Annotated in this window: 15 protein-coding genes; 10 read left to right on the top strand and 5 right to left on the bottom strand. The window is 74.4% G+C overall.

The features are described from left to right. Positions 1–312 precede the first annotated feature (312 nt). Together ACLFMI_RS19825 and ACLFMI_RS19820 are read right to left on the bottom strand one after the other, a co-directional pair. Positions 313–1,779, bottom strand: a complete 1,467-nt coding sequence (locus ACLFMI_RS19825) for a dihydroorotase (RefSeq protein WP_410949396.1) — start codon at positions 1,777–1,779, stop codon at positions 313–315. Continuing rightward, the gene (locus ACLFMI_RS19820; RefSeq protein ID WP_410949395.1) at positions 1,776–3,167 is read right to left on the bottom strand and encodes an FAD-dependent oxidoreductase; all 1,392 of its coding nucleotides are present in this window, start codon (positions 3,165–3,167) and stop codon (positions 1,776–1,778) included. Before ACLFMI_RS19820 ends, ACLFMI_RS19825 begins: the two co-directional genes overlap by 4 nt. A 185-nt stretch (positions 3,168–3,352) precedes the next feature. Here ACLFMI_RS19820 and ACLFMI_RS19815 point away from each other — a divergent pair, with 185 nt between their 5' ends. The 10 genes from ACLFMI_RS19815 (at position 3,353) to ACLFMI_RS19770 (ending at position 13,623) form a co-directional block, all read left to right on the top strand. Further along, a complete protein-coding gene (locus tag ACLFMI_RS19815) occupies positions 3,353–4,156 on the top strand; it encodes an IclR family transcriptional regulator (RefSeq protein WP_410949394.1) in 804 nt (267 codons plus the stop codon). Further along, positions 4,153–5,349 (top strand): CaiB/BaiF CoA transferase family protein, encoded by a 1,197-nt coding sequence (locus tag ACLFMI_RS19810; protein WP_410949393.1) that lies wholly within the window; start codon positions 4,153–4,155, stop codon positions 5,347–5,349. Before ACLFMI_RS19815 ends, ACLFMI_RS19810 begins: the two co-directional genes overlap by 4 nt. After that, positions 5,346–6,245: an HpcH/HpaI aldolase/citrate lyase family protein gene (locus tag ACLFMI_RS19805; RefSeq protein ID WP_410949392.1), complete on the top strand. Its 900-nt coding sequence runs from the start codon at positions 5,346–5,348 to the stop codon at positions 6,243–6,245. The genes ACLFMI_RS19810 and ACLFMI_RS19805 overlap by 4 nt, the downstream gene beginning before the upstream one ends. Next, complete coding sequence (locus ACLFMI_RS19800; protein ID WP_410949391.1) at positions 6,242–7,072, top strand: cyclase family protein; 831 nt, start codon at positions 6,242–6,244, stop codon at positions 7,070–7,072. The genes ACLFMI_RS19805 and ACLFMI_RS19800 overlap by 4 nt, the downstream gene beginning before the upstream one ends. After that, positions 7,069–8,502 (top strand): MmgE/PrpD family protein, encoded by a 1,434-nt coding sequence (locus ACLFMI_RS19795; protein WP_410949390.1) that lies wholly within the window; start codon positions 7,069–7,071, stop codon positions 8,500–8,502. Before ACLFMI_RS19800 ends, ACLFMI_RS19795 begins: the two co-directional genes overlap by 4 nt. A gap of 156 nt (positions 8,503–8,658) precedes the next feature. Beyond that, complete coding sequence (locus ACLFMI_RS19790) at positions 8,659–9,945, top strand: MFS transporter (protein ID WP_410949389.1); 1,287 nt, start codon at positions 8,659–8,661, stop codon at positions 9,943–9,945. Then, entirely contained in the window at positions 9,942–11,330 is a 1,389-nt protein-coding gene (locus ACLFMI_RS19785; RefSeq protein WP_410949388.1) for an MmgE/PrpD family protein, read from the top strand. The genes ACLFMI_RS19790 and ACLFMI_RS19785 overlap by 4 nt, the downstream gene beginning before the upstream one ends. A gap of 15 nt (positions 11,331–11,345) precedes the next feature. Continuing rightward, positions 11,346–12,011: an aspartate/glutamate racemase family protein gene (locus ACLFMI_RS19780; RefSeq protein WP_410949387.1), complete on the top strand. Its 666-nt coding sequence runs from the start codon at positions 11,346–11,348 to the stop codon at positions 12,009–12,011. An 89-nt stretch (positions 12,012–12,100) separates the two neighbouring features. Further along, positions 12,101–12,739, top strand: a complete 639-nt coding sequence (locus ACLFMI_RS19775) for an adenylyltransferase/cytidyltransferase family protein (RefSeq protein WP_410949386.1) — start codon at positions 12,101–12,103, stop codon at positions 12,737–12,739. Next, positions 12,736–13,623 (top strand): deaminase, encoded by an 888-nt coding sequence (locus tag ACLFMI_RS19770; protein WP_410949385.1) that lies wholly within the window; start codon positions 12,736–12,738, stop codon positions 13,621–13,623. The genes ACLFMI_RS19775 and ACLFMI_RS19770 overlap by 4 nt, the downstream gene beginning before the upstream one ends. Here the strand turns inward: ACLFMI_RS19770 and ACLFMI_RS19765 are convergent. The 3 genes from ACLFMI_RS19765 to thyA form a co-directional block, all read right to left on the bottom strand. Continuing rightward, entirely contained in the window at positions 13,595–14,041 is a 447-nt protein-coding gene (locus tag ACLFMI_RS19765) for an HIT family protein (RefSeq protein WP_410949384.1), read from the bottom strand. The two genes, ACLFMI_RS19770 and ACLFMI_RS19765, sit on opposite strands and share 29 nt — an antisense overlap. Continuing rightward, positions 14,038–14,526, bottom strand: coding sequence for a dihydrofolate reductase (locus tag ACLFMI_RS19760; RefSeq protein WP_410949383.1), 489 nt, complete (start codon positions 14,524–14,526; stop codon positions 14,038–14,040). Before ACLFMI_RS19760 ends, ACLFMI_RS19765 begins: the two co-directional genes overlap by 4 nt. A gap of 94 nt (positions 14,527–14,620) precedes the next feature. Continuing rightward, a complete protein-coding gene (gene thyA, locus ACLFMI_RS19755) occupies positions 14,621–15,520 on the bottom strand; it encodes a thymidylate synthase (RefSeq protein ID WP_410949382.1) in 900 nt (299 codons plus the stop codon). Positions 15,521–15,597: the final 77 nt, after the last annotated feature.

The following is a 15,597-nucleotide window of genomic DNA, read 5'->3' as shown; positions in this document are numbered from 1 at the left end:
TCATGGAACTGGCCCGCCATGGCGCTCACACCTTCCACGGCCTGCTCACCCGGACCGCCGCGACCATCGCTGCTCATAGCCTCGCCCTGATCGCACTATCCACGAGCTGAACCCACAGAACGCGCCTGAGGCCGCCGGGAGGTCCCCTGCGTCGAGACCGACCGCGACACCGCTGCTTCGACTTCGGCGGGTGCGCGAGCAGCACGGCAACCGAGCAGCACGGCAACAAGGCCCCCTGCCCGCGAGCTCGGGATCTCCCGGACCGCGCTGTACGCGAAGAACCGCAGCTACCGGCCCTGAACGGGTGCGCCCTCAGCGCCCGGTCGGACGGTGCAGGTACCGGCCGGCGGGCTCGCCGAGGACCTTGCCGTCGTCGAAGATCCGCCGACCGCGCAGGAAGGTGGTCTCGACCGTCGCGCTGATCTCCATCCCGCGGAACGGCGTGTACTCCTGGGTGGACTCGGACAGCACCGGGTCCACGGTGAAGGAACGGTCCGGGTCGACCAGCGCGATGTCGGCGTCGAAGCCGGGCGCGATGTCGCCCTTGGTCGGCAGGCCGAGCCGCCGGGCCGGGTTGGTCGAGAGGAGCTCCGCGACCGTCGAGTACGACAGCCCGCGCTTGCGGCCCTCGCCGACCAGGCCCGGCAGCAGGTACTCGGTGCCGCCGAACCCGGACTTCGCGCTGAACACGTCGTCGGCGTCCGTGCCGAACTTCTTCTCCTCCTTGCAGCAGGCGTGGTCGGAGACGACCCAGCTGACGTCGCCGGCGAGCAGGTGTTCCCACAGCCTCTCGACGTCGGCGCGCGGCCGCAGCGGCGGGTTGACCTTTCCGCCGACCCCGTCGGCGGTGGTGACGTCGGCGAGCAGATGCCCGATGGTGACCTCGCGGCGGAAGTCGACGTGCGGGAACGTCTTCGCCATCAGCATCGCCGCCTCCATCGCCTTCGCCGACGACAGGTGCAGCAGGTTGATCGTCGGCAGCCCGGTCTCGTGCGCGAGGTAGGACGCGATGGTGACGGCGAGGCCCTCGGAGTGCGGCGGCCGCGAGGCGCTGTAGGCCTCCAGCCCGGACAGCTCGCCGGACTCCTCGACCAGCCGGGTGTAGGCGGTCATGATCTCGGCGGTCTCGCAGTGCAGGGACAGCGAGATCTGGTCGGCGATCTCCGGGTTCGCCTCGCGGGCGGCCTGGATCCCGCGCATGACGAACTCGAAGTGGGCGATGTCGTAACGCTCGTCCTCCGGGATCATCAGGAAGTCGCTCTGGTCGGTCGAGCGGCCGTGCAGACCGTGGCTGCCGTAGAACATGAAGATCTTGAACGAGGTCACACCGTGCTCGCGGACCAGCGCCGGGATCTCCTCGATGTGCGAGGCCTGCATCGGCGCGAGGTGGAAGGCGTAGTCCACGTAGGACCGGCCATCGGCGGCGGCGAGCACCTCCGGGTACACCTCGGAGTAGGGGCCGCCGCGGTTGAGGTAGTACTGCCCGGTCCGCATGTAGGTCAGCGAGGTCGTCACGCCGCCCTGCGCGCACGCCCGGCTCTCGGTGGCGGTGTCGTCGGACAGTGCGTTGTAGATGCCCCAGTGCTGGTGGGCGTCGACGACGCCCGGGAAGGCGAGCCGGCCCCGGCCCTCGTGCACCTCGGTGCTCTCGGGGACGGCCAGGCCCGGGCCGACCTCGGACACGACGCCGTCGGTGACGGCGATGTCGGCGGCGACCGGCTCGCCGCCGCCGGGACGGACGACGCGGACGTCGCGGATGATCAGGTCGGGTCGGGTCATCGGGCACCTTCCGGGGCGAGGGATCGGGTGGTGGCCGTCCGGGCGAGGTGCCCGGCGGCGAGATAGGCGAGGCCGAGCGCGGGCAGCAGTCCGTTGCCTGCCAGGTAGCCGGCCGCGCCGTGGCCGGAGATTCCGGCGGCGGCGCCACCGGCGGCGTAGACCCCGGGGATCGGGTTCCCGGCGGTGTCGAGGACGCGCGCGTGCTCGTCGACGAGCAGGCCGCCCTGGGTGTGGAACAGCGCCGGGACGATCTCGACGGCGCGCAGCGGCGGCTGCAGCGCGGTCGCGGTCGTGCGGCCGAACGGGTCGGTCGCCTCGCCGGCGGCGACCCGGGCCAGGCCCTCGACCTCGGCCGTCAGCGCGTCGGCGGGGACACCGATCACCCCGGCCAGCTCGGCGACCGAGTCCGCGGCCCGCACCGCACCGGCGGCCAGGACGTCCTGGTAGTCGCCGAAGGCACGGCAGAGCCTGTCGATGCGCTCGTCGAACACCATCCAGCCGCGCCCGCCGGGGCGCCCGGCGAGCACGGCCGCGTACTCGGAGTATCCGGTGGTCTCGTCGCCGAAGCGGCGGCCGCCGGCGTCGACGACGGCCGCGCCGTGCATCACCGCGGTCCAGGTGACCAGGGTCTGCGCCGCGGCCGAGAGCGCGGCGTGGCCCTGGTAGGCGTCGAGGTAGCCGGTGGCGGCACCGAGCTCGTGGCCGATCCGCAGCGCATCGCCGCGGGAGTGCTCGCCGCCGTGGTAGTGCGCCCCGGCGATCTCGGGCAGGTGGGTCCGGACGAGGTCGGCGTCGGCGCCGTAACCGTTGGTGGCCAGCAGCACGGCCCGGCTGCCGATCTCCTCGCGGGCCCCGTCCGGGTTCTCGACGACCGCCCGCACCCCGCCGCCGGGTTGCGGCCGGACCGCGACCAGCCGGGCCGGGACGAGCAGGTCGGCCCGCTCGCTGCGCTCCACGGCGTCGATCAGGTGCCGCAGCAGCGCCGAACCGTGCCGGCCGGGCAGGCTGTGCACCCGCGGCACGGAGTGTCCGGGGTAGCTGAAGTCGGTCGGCAGCTCGATCGGGACGCCGACGTGGTCGGCCAGCCACTCCACGAGCTCGGCACCGACGTGCGCCAGGGCCGAGGCGATCCGCATATCGGCGGCCCCGCCGGTCTTGCGCGTGACGTCGTCCAGGAAGCGCTGCGGGGAGTCGTCGATCCCGGCGGCGGCCTGGAAGCGCGACCCGGAGCCGGGAACCATCGCGGTGGACATCGAGGTGTTGTTGCCCCGGCGGAAGTTCGGGTCGGGGTCGACCACCAGCACGTCGAGACCGAGCTCGGCGGCGCGCACCGCGGCGGTCAGCCCGCCGCCTGCACCGGCGACCACCAGGTCGACATCGATCGTCATCGTTCCTCCTCGTCCCGGCCTGAGGCTGTTGTTTCTCTGGGCGGAACGTCTGCCTCGAACCGTCGGCTACCTGATAACAGCAGTCTTCCTGCGCATATGCAAGAGAAGGACCGCGACTTCTTGACACGCCACCGCGCCACGACACATTCTCGTTCCGGTTAGCGGTACATGGCACAGGAGGCGGCGTGACGGAGACGACCGGGGGCACCGGGGCCACCGAGCGGGTGGCGGACGTGCTGCTGCTGTTCACCGACGGCCCGCGCACGCTCGGCGTCAGCCGGGTGTCCCGCGAGCTCGGGCTGTCCAAGGCGGTGGTGCACCGGATCCTGCAGTCGCTCACCGCTCGGGGCCTGATCGCCTACGATCCGGCCGGCCGCGAGTACCGGCTCGGCCCGGCGGCCGCCGCACTGGGCAGCCGCGCGCTGCGCGACTCCGACCTGCGCACCGCGGCGCTGCCCTTCCTGGCCGAGTTGCGTGACCGGCTGCACGAGACCGTCACGATCAGCGCGAAGGTGTACGGCGGCCGGGTCTACCTCGACCAGGTCGTCGGTACCCACGAGATCACCATGTCGGTGGAGCTCGGGCGCCGGTTCCCGCTGCACGCCGGCTCGTCCGGCAAGTGCATGCTCGCCCACTCCGACCCCGACGAGGTGGACCGGATCCTCGGCGGCGAGCTGGCCGCGCTCACCGCAGCCACCCCGACCGACCCGGACGCGCTGCGGGCCGAGCTGGCCCGGATCCGGGAGACCGGTTACGCCGCCTCGGCCGGCGAGCGGCAGGGCGACGCCGGTTCGGTCGCCGTGCCGGTGTTCGGCCCCGGCGGCCTGGTCGGTGCGGTCTCGGTGTGCGGCCCGCGGTTCCGGGTCACCGACGAGTTCGTCGCCGCGACCGCGCCGCAACTGATCGACACTGCCGACCGGATCACCGCTCGGCTGGGCGGCTCCGCGCCCGCGCGCGCCGTCCCCACCTCCACCGGAAGGACGTCATGAGCCACGACCACCCGGCGGCGCTGGGGGGCCTGAAGGTCCTCGACGCCTCCACGCTGTTCGCCGGTCCGCTCGCCGCCACCCTGCTGGCCGACCACGGCGCCGACGTGATCAAGATCGAGCACCCGCGGGGCGACCCGGCCCGGACCCACGGGGCGCAGAAGGACGGCGTCGGGCTCTGGTGGAAGATGCTCGCCCGCAACAAGCGGGCGATGACCCTGGTGCTGTCCACCCCGCGCGGGCGGGAGCTGTTCCTCGACCTCGCCGCGGACGCCGACGTGGTGATCGAGAACTTCCGGCCGGGGACCCTGGAGCGCTGGGGGCTGGGCCCCGAGGAGCTCCTGGCCCGCAACCCGCGCCTGGTGCTGGCCCGGGTGACCGGGTTCGGCCAGACCGGGCCGTACGCGACCCGGCCCGGATTCGGCACGCTGGCCGAGGCGATGAGCGGGTTCGCCGCGATGACCGGCGAGCCCGACGGCCCGCCCACGCTGCCCCCGTTCGGGCTCGCGGACGGCGTCGCCGCGATGACCACCGCCTTCGGCATCATGACGGCGCTGCGCGCCCGCGAGACGACCGGCCGCGGCCAGGTGCTGGACACCGCGATCATCGAGCCGCTGCTGCACCTGCTCGGGCCGGGCCTGATCGCCTATGACCAGCTCGGCGTGCTGGCGCCGCGCACCGGCAACCGGTCGAGCAACAACGCCCCGCGCAACACCTACCGGTGCGCCGACGGTCAGTGGGTCGCGGTGTCCACCAGCGCCCAGTCCATCGCCGAGCGGGTGATGCGCCTGGTCGGCGCGCCCGAGCTGATCGACGAGCCGTGGTTCGCCAGCGGTGCGAGCCGGGCCGAGCACGTCGAGGAGCTCGACGCCGCCGTCGGGGCCTGGATCGCCGCCCGGAACCGGGACGAGGTGGTCGAGGCCTTCGAGAAGGCCGAGGCCGCCGTCGCGCCGATCTACACCGCCGCCGACGTGCTCGCCGACCCGCAGTTCAACGCGCTCGGCAGCATCGTGACCATCGACGACGACGAGCTGGGCCCGGTCCGGTTCCAGAACACCCCGTTCCGGCTGTCCGAGACCCCCGGCGAGGTCCGCACCACCGGCCCGCGCCTTGGCGCGCACACCGCCGAGATCCTCGGCGGGCTCGGGGTCGGCGCCGACGAGCTGGATCAGCTGCGCGAGCAGGGGGTCCTGTGACGACGCTCGGCCGGGCCCGGAGCTGGCTCTACGTCCCCGGGCACCGCGCCGAGCTGGTCGGCAAGGCGCTCGACGGCCCGGCGGACGCGGTCGTCGTGGACCTGGAGGACGCCGTCCCGCCCGCGGTCAAGGACCAGGCGCGCGAGATCGCGGTGGCGACCTGCGCCGAGCGGCGCGACCGGATCTGGGTCCGGGTCAACGCGGCCGGGACCCCGTGGGCGGAGGCCGACGCCGCGGCGCTGGCCGGCCGGGTCGACGGCCTGCGGGTCCCGAAGGCCGAGGACCCCGCGGCGGTCGCCGCGCTGGCCGAGCGGACCGGTGCCCGGTTGCACCTGCTGATCGAGAGCGCCCGCGGGCTGCGCCGGGTGTTCGAGCTCGCCGAGTGTCACCCGCTGGTCGCCGGCGCCTCCCCCGGCGAGACCGACCTCGCCGCCGACCTGCGGATCCGGGACCGCCGCGAGCTGGGCTGGGCGCGCGCCCGGATCGTCACCGCGAACCGGGCCGCCGGGCTGCCCAGTCCGGTGGCCAGCGTCTGGACCGACCTCGCCGACCGCGCCGGGCTCACCGCGGACAGCGCCGCCCTGCGCGACGCCGGGTTCTTCGGTCGCTCGGTGATCCATCCCGGGCAGATCGACCCGGTGCACCGCGCCTTCACCCCGGACCGCGCCGAGGTCGAGCAGGCCCGCGCGCTGCTCGCCTCGGTCGCCTCGGTCGACGCGGTCGACTCCGCCGGCGCGGCCTGGGTCGACGACCGCGGGCGGTTCGTCGACCCGGCCGTCGTCGCCGGGGCCCGCTGGGTGGTCGACCTCGCCGACTCCCTTGCCGACTCCCCTGCCGGCACCCCGACCGACCACCACGAACCGGCCGGTGCCACGGCCGGGAAGGAGACCTCGTGACCACCTCCACCACCGCGGGCCCCGGCCTGCTCGACGCCGTCCGCGCCGGGACCCGGGTGATCGAGCTCGGCCACCCGCTCTACACCGGGATGGCGGGCTCGCCGAACCACCCCGGCTTCCGGATGACCCTCGAACGCCGTCACGGTGACGCGGTTCGCCCGGACGGCGGCTCGGCGTCCAACGAGGTGATCGTGACCGGTGGGCACACCGGCACCCATATCGACGCGCTCGCCCACGTCAGCCAGGAGGGCCTGCTGCACGGCGGGGTCGACGCCGCCGAGGCCCAGCGCGGCGGCAAGCACACCGCGCACGGGGCCGAGACCATCCCGCCGATGGTCACCCGCGGCGTGTTCCTCGATGTCGCCGCGGTGCACGGGGTGGACGTGCTGGAGGGCGGCTACGGCGTGACCGCGGCCGATCTGGAGCGCGCCGCCGAGCGGGCAGGGGCGGAACCGGGTCCGGGTGACGTGGCCCTGGTACGGACCGGCTGGGGCCGGCTCTTCGGCGACGCGCCCGCCTACGTCGGCAAGGAGTCCGGCGTGCCCGGCACGACCGTCGAGGGCGCCCGCTGGCTGGCCGAGCGCGGGATCGTGGCGACCGGTTCGGACACCACCGCCTACGAGCAGATCCCGGCCGGCGCCGGGCACCGGGTGCTTCCGGTACACCGGGTGCTGCTGGTCGAGCACGGCATCCACATCGTCGAGCACCTGGCACTGGAGGACGCCGCGGCGGCCGGGCTCGGGGAGTTCCTGGCAGTGTTCGCGCCGCTGCGGATCGTCGGCGGCACCGGCGCACCGGTCCGCCCGGTGGCGGTGGTGCCGGCATGAGCAGCACCCCCGCGCAGCGGATCGGCGAGGTGGGCGCCCGGCTGGCGGCCGGCGGCGTCGACGACGTGCTGGCCGACGACCTGGTCCGGCGGATCGTGGACGTCCTCGGCAACTCGCTGGCCGCCACCCGCGAGGAACCCGCCCGGATCGCCGGGGCGGTGACCGCGGAGTGGGGCGGTACCCCGGCCGCGACCGCGATCGGGCAGCCGCAGCGGCTGCCCGGCCCGTCGGCGGCGCTGGTCAACGGCACCCTGGCGCACAGCCTCGACTTCGACGACACCCACCTCCCCTCGGTGCTGCACCCCTCGGCGGCTGTCGTCCCCGCCGCGCTGGCCACGGCCGAGCGGGTCGGCGCGGGCGGCCGGGCGCTGCTCGCCGCGGCCGCGATGGGCATCGAGGTGACCTGCCGCCTCGGCATGGCCGGCTACGACGAGGAGCTGGGCAACTCGGTCTTCTTCGAGCACGGCCAGCACGCGACGGCGATCTGCGGGGCGGTCGGCGCGGCCGTCGCCTCGGGGATGCTGGCCGGGCTCGACGCGGACCGGCTCACCTCGGTGGTCGGCATCGCGGCCAGCATGGGCGCCGGGGTGATCGAGGCCAACCGCACCGGCGGCACCATCAAGCGGGTGCACTGCGGCTGGGCCGCGCACGCCGGCGTGGTCGCCGCCGACCTCGCGCGGCACGGCCTGACCGGGCCGCCGACGGTGATCGAGGGCCGGTTCGGCTTCCTGCGCGCGTTCTGCGGGGAGCGGGTGCACCCGGAGCGGGTCACCGACGGGCTCGGCGAGCAGTGGGAGACCCCCGGGGTGTTCTTCAAGCCCTACCCCTGCAACCACTTCACCCACGCCGGGGTGGACGCCGCGCTGGCGCTGCGCGCGCGCGGCGTGCGTGCCGAGGACGTCCGCGAACTTGTCCTGGGCGTGCCCGCGCCGGTGCTGCGGACGATCGCCGAGCCCGCCGAGGAGAAGGCCCGGCCCCGCTCCGGCTACCACGCGGCGTTCTCCGGGCCCTACACCGTGGCCGCGGCGCTGGTCGGTGGCGGCGGGCTGGGGGTGTTCCACGAGGACTTCACCGACGCCGTGGCCGCCGACGCGGCGCGCCTCGATCTCGCCGGGCGCGTGCGGGTCGTCGCCGACGACGAGGCGACGGCCGGGTTCCCGCGCCAGTTCCCCGCCGTGCTCACCGCCGAGCTCACCGACGGCAGCACGGTGACCGAGCGGGTGAGCGCGAACCGGGGCGGGCCGCAGCGGCCGCTGTCGGCCGACGAGCTCGCCGCGAAGTTCACCGGCAACGCCGAGCGCGCCGTGTCCGCGGACGACGCGACCGCGATCGTCGCCTCGCTGTGGGACCTGCGCGACGACCGCGCGGTCGCCGAGGTGATGACCGGACTGCAGAACGCGACGAATTGTACCGTCCAGCGGAACAATTGAGACTTCGTATCCGCGCTGTAACCGGAATTCACGCAGAGATCATTGACCTGATCAGGGCAGTCAACCGAGAATTGCACGACAACGGGGTCCGAATTGTTCCGCGGGGCGGAACATAGAATCCGCCCAAGAGGTGGATCCGATTCAAGGGAAGCGATCATGAGTACACGGTTCCGCTTCGTGACGTTGGGGCTGGTCGTCGGCCTCATCATCATCAACTACATCGACCGCAGCGCGGTCTCCTACGCGGTCGAACCGCTCGAACAGGAATTCGGGATCACCACCGCGCAGTACGGGATCATCAGTTCCGTCTTCTCGCTCGGCTACATGATCGCGGCGTTCCTGTCCGGGCCGCTGGTCGACCGGTTCGGCACCCGGCGGGTACTGCTCGTCGCGGTCGCGCTGTTCTCGGTGACCACGGCACTGATCCCGATCGCCGGCTCGTTCGCCGGGCTGCTGATCATCCGGCTGCTGCTGGGGATCGGCGAGGCACCGGCGTTCCCGGCCGCGACCCGGACCGTGAGCCGCTGGCTGCCGATCCGCGAACGCGGGGTCGCGCTGGCGCTCTGCGGCGGCGTCGCGGTCTCGGGCAGCCTGCTGATCGCGGGCCCGCTGCTGACCTGGCTCACCGACCTCCTCGGCTGGCGCGGCATGTTCTGGACGCTGGCGGTCCTCGGCGTGGTCTGGGCGCTGTTGGCCATCGCGCTGCTGCGTGACCTGCCGGAGGAGTCGCCCCGGGTGAGCCGGGCCGAGCGGGACCTCATCGCCGAAGGGCAGGAGGCCGACGCCGGAACCGGCCGGGCCCGGGTGCGGTGGCGGCCGCTGCTGACCAACCGGAACCTCTGGGTCGTCTCCGGCGGCTACTTCGCCTGGGGCTTCATGTTCTGGGCCTTCATGTACTGGCTGCCGTCGTTCCTGTCCGACGCCTACGGGCTCAGCGTCAAGGAGGCCGGCGCGTTCTCGATCGCGCCGTGGGCGTGCGGCATCGTCGGCGCGCTGGCCGGCGGCGTCATCGTCGACCGCGTCTACCGCCGCAGCCCGCGCATCCGCAGCCGGTTCGCGGTCATGGGTGTGGCCCTGCTGCTGGCCGGGTGCTCCCTGGTGCCGCTGGCGATCGCGCCGGGCCTGACCGTCGCGCTGATCTCGATCTCGCTCGGTGTCGGCTTCGGGTTCATCACCGGCGGCATCTGGTGGGTCGCCGCGATCGACGCGGCCCCGGACCAGCCCGGCAGCGCGGCCGGGTTCGCCGATGCAGCCTTCGCCTCCTCCGGCATCGTGGCGCCCTCGGTGATGGGCTTCATCGTGTCCAGCACGGGCAGCTTCACCAGCGGGTTCGTCGTGATGGCCGGACTGGCGGTGGCCGGCGCGCTGCTGATGCTGCTGGTCCCGCGCGAACCGGCTCCGGTGGCGGCCACCGCCACGGAGACGGTGGACAACCCGGCGTGACGGCTACCGAACCGGACGCCGTCGCGGTCCGGTCCGCCGTCGAGCGGCTGGGCGACCGGGTGGCCGGCCTGCGCTGGGCGGACGTCCCGGCCGAGGTCCGCGATCGGGTGCTGACCGTGCTGGTCGACGCCCTCGCGGTCACCGCCCTGGGCGCGCGCGAACCCGCGCAGCGGGCGCTGGTCGAGGCCTGGGACGCCCCCGCCGGCCCGGCGCCGCTGTTCGGCACCGGCCGCGAGGTCGCGGTGGACGCCGCCGCCTGGCTGAACGCCACCGCATCGGTCCGGCTCGAGCTCGACGACGGGCACCGGCTCGCCGGTGGCCACCCGGCCGCACACGGGTTCCCGGCGGTGCTCGCGCTGGCCGCGCGCCACGGGGTCCCGGGCGAGGACCTGTGCTGCGCGCTGCTCACCGCCTACGAGGTCGCCGCCCGGTTCGGGCGGGCCACCCGGCTGCGGCCGGGCACCCACCCGCACGGGAACTGGGGCGTCGCCGGGGCGGCAGCCGGCTGCGCCCGCGTCCTGGGACTCTCCGCGGCGGACACCGCGACCGCGATCGACGCGGGCAGCGGCCTGCCGGTCGCGGGCCCGTTCGCCGCCGCGCTGGACGGCAACCCGGTCCGCGACCACTGGATGGGCATGTCGAACCAGTCCGGTCTCGCCGCGGCCCGGCTGGCCGCGTCCGGGAGCGGGCACCCGACCGGCGTGGCCGCCGCCTCGCTCGGCGACCTGCTCGGCAGCCTCGACCCGGCGGTGCTCGACCCGGCGGTGCTCGATGAGGGGCCCGGCGAGCGGTGGGAGATCCTCGGGGGCTACTTCAAGCAGCATTCGTCCTGCTCGTTCACGCACGCCGCCGTGGACGCCGCCCTGGACCTGCGGGACCGCGTCGACGGTGGCGTCGAGGAGGCGGGGATCGAGCAGGTACTGGTCGAGGTCCACTCGCTCGGCGCGCAGCTCGACCGGACGTCCTGGCCGACCCCGCTGGCCGCGATGTTCTCGTTGCCGTTCGCCGTCGCCACCGCGCTGCGCCGGGGCAGGGTGGTCCCGGCCGACACCTCCGCGCAGGCGCTGGCCGACCCGGTCACCGCGGATCTGGCCCGCCGGGTCACGGTGCGCGCGTCCGCGGACCTGGACGCACGGCTGCCCGCCGAGCGCCCGGCCCGGGTCACCGTCACGACGGCGGCCGGGCTGCTGGTCGCGGAGCGGCCGAACCCGGTCGGCGACGCCGCGCACCACCCGTTCACGCCGGAGGGCCGGATGCGGGTCCTCGGCGATCTGCTCGACGCCCCGGAGGCGGTGGCCGAGCTCCGGTCCGGTTGTGCCGCACTGCCCACCGCGACCGACGCCGGGCCGGCCCTGCGGGCGCTCGGCTCGGTGCTCCGCCCGTAGACGAGGAGGGACCCCATGCTCGTGCACGCCGTCACCCCGATCACCGTCGGGCCGGACGAGGTCGCCCGCCGGCAGGCCCGGTACGACTCGCTCGCCCCGGCCGGTGTGCAGGTCGTGCTGTCCGACCTCGACCCGGACGGGCCGCGCGCGCTCGAGAGCGTGGCCGACGTGCGGCACTCGGAGACGCTCGTCGCCGAGGCCCTGTCCGCCGCGCCGGACTGCGACGCCGTGCTCCCGGACTGCGTGCTCGATCCCGCGGTCCCGGCGGACGGGAGCCCGCTGGCCGGTCGTCCGGCGCTCGGCCTGCTGCGGCTGACCGTGGGCGCCGCGGTCGCCGCTGGACACCGGATCGGTGCCGTCGCCCGCAACCCGGCGATCGCCGCCGAGCTGCGGGACCGGATCACCGCGTACGGCTGGTCGGCGGCGTTCCACGAGGTGGCGGTGCTGGACCTGCAGCTCACCGACATCGACGACGCCGTGCGGTGGGCCGAGGTGATGCGACCGGCCCTGCTGGCTGCCCGCGCCGCAGGGGTGACCGCGGTCGTCAACGGGTGTTCGGCGGTCGAGGTCGGCGAGCTCGAGCCGGGCCTGCCGCTGGTGCTCGACCCGATCCGGACCGGTCTCGGCGTGCTCGGGGCGCTCGGCGGCGCGCCGTCGCCGGTGCCGGGGGTGCCCGCGTGAGTCCCGCAGGTGGGCCGGTGTCGTAACCTGGCCGCCAGGGTCCCCCGGCCGCGGACAGGGTGGACTCCCAGGCCAGTGGAGGTGGCGCCATGACCGCGCTCGACGAGCTCGCCGAGCCCGAGGGGGCCGGCGAGTACGACGAGCTCATCGAGCTGCTGACCGAGGACCGCTCGCACTACGAGACCCGGTGCATCCACGACCTCCCGACGGTGCAGACCGTGGTGGCACGGATCCGCGGGCGGACCGGCGCGAAGATCGTCCTCACCAGCGGGTCCTTCGACGTGATCCACGAGGGCCACTCGATGTACCTGGAGGCGGCCCGCGAGCTCGGGGATTTCCTCGTCGTCGGGGTGGACAGCGACGAGAAGGTGCGCCGGCGCAAGGGCCCGACCCGTCCCGCGGTGCCGCAGGACGAGCGTGCGCGGATGGTCACCCACCAGCGCGGGGTGGGCATGGTGTCGCTCAAGGAGGCCGACCACGACCACTGGGCGCTGATCCGGGCGGTCCGGCCGGACGTGCTGGTGGCCACCGAGGACACCTACTCCGACGAGGAGATCGCCGAGCTGGAGCGGGACTGGTGCGGCCGGGTCGCCGTTCTCCCGCGGATGGCGACGATCAGCACCTCGGCCCGGCTGCGCAAGACCTACTTCGAGCTCGTCGAGGTCCTGGAGAAGCGGCTGCCCGAGTTCGTCCGCGGCCTGGTGGCCGAGGTGGCGGGCAGCCGGTGACGCAGCTGCTGCTGCACCTGCCGGTGCTGCACGCCGGCTACCAGGACCTGCTCGAACGGCACCCCGACGCCGAGGTGCTCGTCCTCGGACACGGGTTCGCCGAGGAGTTCCCGGTGGTCCGCAAGGAGATCCGGGCCCTCGCTCCGGAGACCGCGCTGGGCTACCTGCGGGCGACCTGCACGATCGGGTCCGGCCGGGTGGTCGAGCCCGCCGACCTGCCCGGCGCGGTGACCGGGCCGCTGCTGGTCCCCGACGAGACGCTGATGCACGATGTCGTCGCGCACTTCGGACTGGACCGCCGGGGCCCCGTCGAGTGGGTCGGGACGTTCCTGCGCTGGGACCGGGCCTGGAGCCGGGCCGGCCGCCCGCCGGACTGGGACGGGGCCGTCACCGCCGACGCGCACGCCCGCACGCTGCAGGCGCTCGCCGCCGACGCGGCCGGCCGCAGCTCCGACTGGTGGCGCCGGGTCGGCGCCGTCGCCGCTCGGGACGGCGAGGTGCTCGCCGTCGAGCACAACCGGCACCTGCCCACCGACTACTCCCCCTACGTCGACGGGGACCCGCGCAACAACTTCCGGCGCGGCGTCGCGATGGAGGCGACCACAGCGCTGCACGCCGAGGCGGCGATCGTCGCCCGCGCCGCGCGCGAGGGCGTCCGGCTGGCCGGGGCGGACCTGCACGTCACGACGTTCCCGTGCCCGGCCTGCGCCCGGCTGGTCGCCGGGGCCGGGTTCGCCCGCTGCTACTTCGCCGGCGGGTACTCGGTGCTGGCCGGGGACGAGGTCCTGCGCGCCGCCGGTGTGGAGCTGATCTTCGTAGAACCCGCGGAGGACAAGGCGACCGGGGCCGCGCCGGTCACGGATCCGGCCGGGAGCTCAGCTTGAGGCGGACCGCGGTGTGCCCCGGGTCGTCGACCTCGCCGACGACCAGGTGCACGTGCACGTGCGCGATCGTGCCGCCGGTGAAGCGGCAGTCCCCGCACCGTGCACCGAGCCCGTAGAAGCCCAGGTCGTAGCGCTCCCGCAGGGCCCGCCCGACCCGCCAGAACCCGGCCAGCTCGTCGTCGCCGAGGTCGAGCAGGTCGGTGACGTGCCGGCGCGGGACGACCAGCAGGTGCAGCCGGGTACTCGCGTACGGGAAGTCGTTGTGCCGCACGATCCAGTCCGGGTCCCGCAGGACGACCTGGTCGGGGTCGCGATCGATCGTGCCCGGGCAGAACAGGCAGGTCCGCTCGGCCTCCAGCCGGCGCATCCGCGCGGTCTGCTCGGGCGAGCGGGAGTTGGCGGTGCAGTAGAGCGTCACGCCCGCGCCAGGGTCAGGTACGTGTAGGCCGGGCCGCCATCGGCCGCCGTCCCGGGCTCGGAACCGACGACGGTGAAGCCGTCCAGCCAGCCGTCCGGCATCCGGGTGTCGCCCTCGACGTCGGCGTGCACCCGGGTCAGCTCGATCGTGTCCGCGACCGGCAGCAGCGCGGCGTAGACGGTGGCTCCACCGATCACGAACCACGGGCCGTCGCCTGCCGCGGCGGCCGCGTCCTCCGGTGACCCGACGACCTCGACGTCCGGCGCGTCGGCCAGGGTCCGGGAGACCACGATGCTGCGCCGTCCCGGCAGCGGGTGCCCCAGCCGCCCGACGATCGACTCGTGCGTGCGGCGGCCCATCACGACGGCGTGCCCGCGGGTCAGCGTGGCGAACCGCTTCAGGTCGCCCGGCAGGTGCCAGGGAAGGTCACCGTCCCGGCCGATCACGTCGTTCTCGGCGGCGGCGACGAGCAGGCGGGCGTCCATCGCGGGCATCGTAGCGGCGGGCCGCCGGCCGGATCGGCGGCCGTGGTCGTCCCGCTCCGCCGCCCTCCGGCTCGTCCTGCCCCTGACCGGCCGGTCAGGGGGCGACCGGGATCCGTCCGAGGCCAGGGTGCGGGTGGTAGTCGGCGATCTCGAAGTGCTCGGCCCGGAAGTCGTGGATGTCGGTGACGGCGCGGCCGGCGTCGGTGAGGTGCACGGTGGGCAGCCGGGCCGGGGTGCGGTCGAGCATCTCCCGCACCGGATCCAGCTGGTTCTCGTAGACGTGCGCGTCGGAGATCGTGTGGTAGTAGGCCACGGCCGGGACCCCGGTCAGGTGTTCGAGCATCAGCGTCAGCGCCGCGTACTGGACCATGTTCGACGGGACCCCGACCGGCAGGTCCCCGGAGCGCTGGAACATGTGCAGGTGCAGCCCGCCGTCCAGGACGCGGACGTGCACCCAGCCGTGACACGGCGCGATCGTGGTGCGCGGGGTCTTGCCCTGCCCCCGGACCTGGTACTGCGGGATCCACGGGGAGACGAAGTGGGTGCGGTCGTTCGGCAGCTCCCGGATCTGCTCGACCAGGTGGGCGAACTGGTCGAAGGTCGGGCCCTCCGCGGTCGGGAAGTCGTGGAACGCGCCGCCGTAGGAGCCGGGTCCGATGTCGCCCGGCTCCAGGCCCCGCTTGCGGGTCTTCTCCGGTGTGGCCCAGGGGCCCCACCAGTCGCAGCCGAACTCCGCCAGCTCGGTCACGGTCGTCGCACCGTTGACGAAGGCGCAGAGCTCGCCGACCGGCTTGCGCCAGAACCCCGCGATCGAGCGCTCGGTGATCACCGGGAAGCCCTCGGCGAGCGGGAACCGCATCGTCTGCTGCATCGCGGTGAGCGCGGCGGGTCCCTGCCGGGTCGGTACCCGGATCCCGTCGGCGAGCACCCGTTCCAGCACGCCGCGGTACTCGGCGGAGGGCTCGCGCTCTTCGTAGGGCCGGTAGACCACCATGCGTCGAACCTATCCCAGTGCCGCGGGTCGCGACCCTGCGTCGTGGCGCGACCCGTTCGTGCGACGGGCGGGTTCCG

This window comes from Pseudonocardia nantongensis (genome assembly GCF_046546495.1).
Lineage (GTDB): Bacteria > Actinomycetota > Actinomycetes > Mycobacteriales > Pseudonocardiaceae > Pseudonocardia > Pseudonocardia nantongensis.
This window is presented reverse-complemented; position numbering and strand designations above follow the sequence as displayed.

What these genes read in the sequence shown, in the direction of transcription:
- ACLFMI_RS19825 (WP_410949396.1), bottom strand. Translation starts at nt 1,779, where the DNA reads ATGACCCGACCCGACCTGATCATCCGCGACGTCCGCGTCGTCCGTCCC.
- ACLFMI_RS19820 (WP_410949395.1), bottom strand. Translation starts at nt 3,167, where the DNA reads ATGACGATCGATGTCGACCTGGTGGTCGCCGGTGCAGGCGGCGGGCTG.
- ACLFMI_RS19810 (WP_410949393.1), top strand. Translation starts at nt 4,153, where the DNA reads ATGAGCCACGACCACCCGGCGGCGCTGGGGGGCCTGAAGGTCCTCGAC.
- ACLFMI_RS19795 (WP_410949390.1), top strand. Translation starts at nt 7,069, where the DNA reads ATGAGCAGCACCCCCGCGCAGCGGATCGGCGAGGTGGGCGCCCGGCTG.
- ACLFMI_RS19790 (WP_410949389.1), top strand. Translation starts at nt 8,659, where the DNA reads ATGAGTACACGGTTCCGCTTCGTGACGTTGGGGCTGGTCGTCGGCCTC.
- ACLFMI_RS19780 (WP_410949387.1), top strand. Translation starts at nt 11,346, where the DNA reads ATGCTCGTGCACGCCGTCACCCCGATCACCGTCGGGCCGGACGAGGTC.
- ACLFMI_RS19775 (WP_410949386.1), top strand. Translation starts at nt 12,101, where the DNA reads ATGACCGCGCTCGACGAGCTCGCCGAGCCCGAGGGGGCCGGCGAGTAC.
- ACLFMI_RS19760 (WP_410949383.1), bottom strand. Translation starts at nt 14,526, where the DNA reads ATGGACGCCCGCCTGCTCGTCGCCGCCGCCGAGAACGACGTGATCGGC.
- thyA (WP_410949382.1), bottom strand. Translation starts at nt 15,520, where the DNA reads ATGGTGGTCTACCGGCCCTACGAAGAGCGCGAGCCCTCCGCCGAGTAC.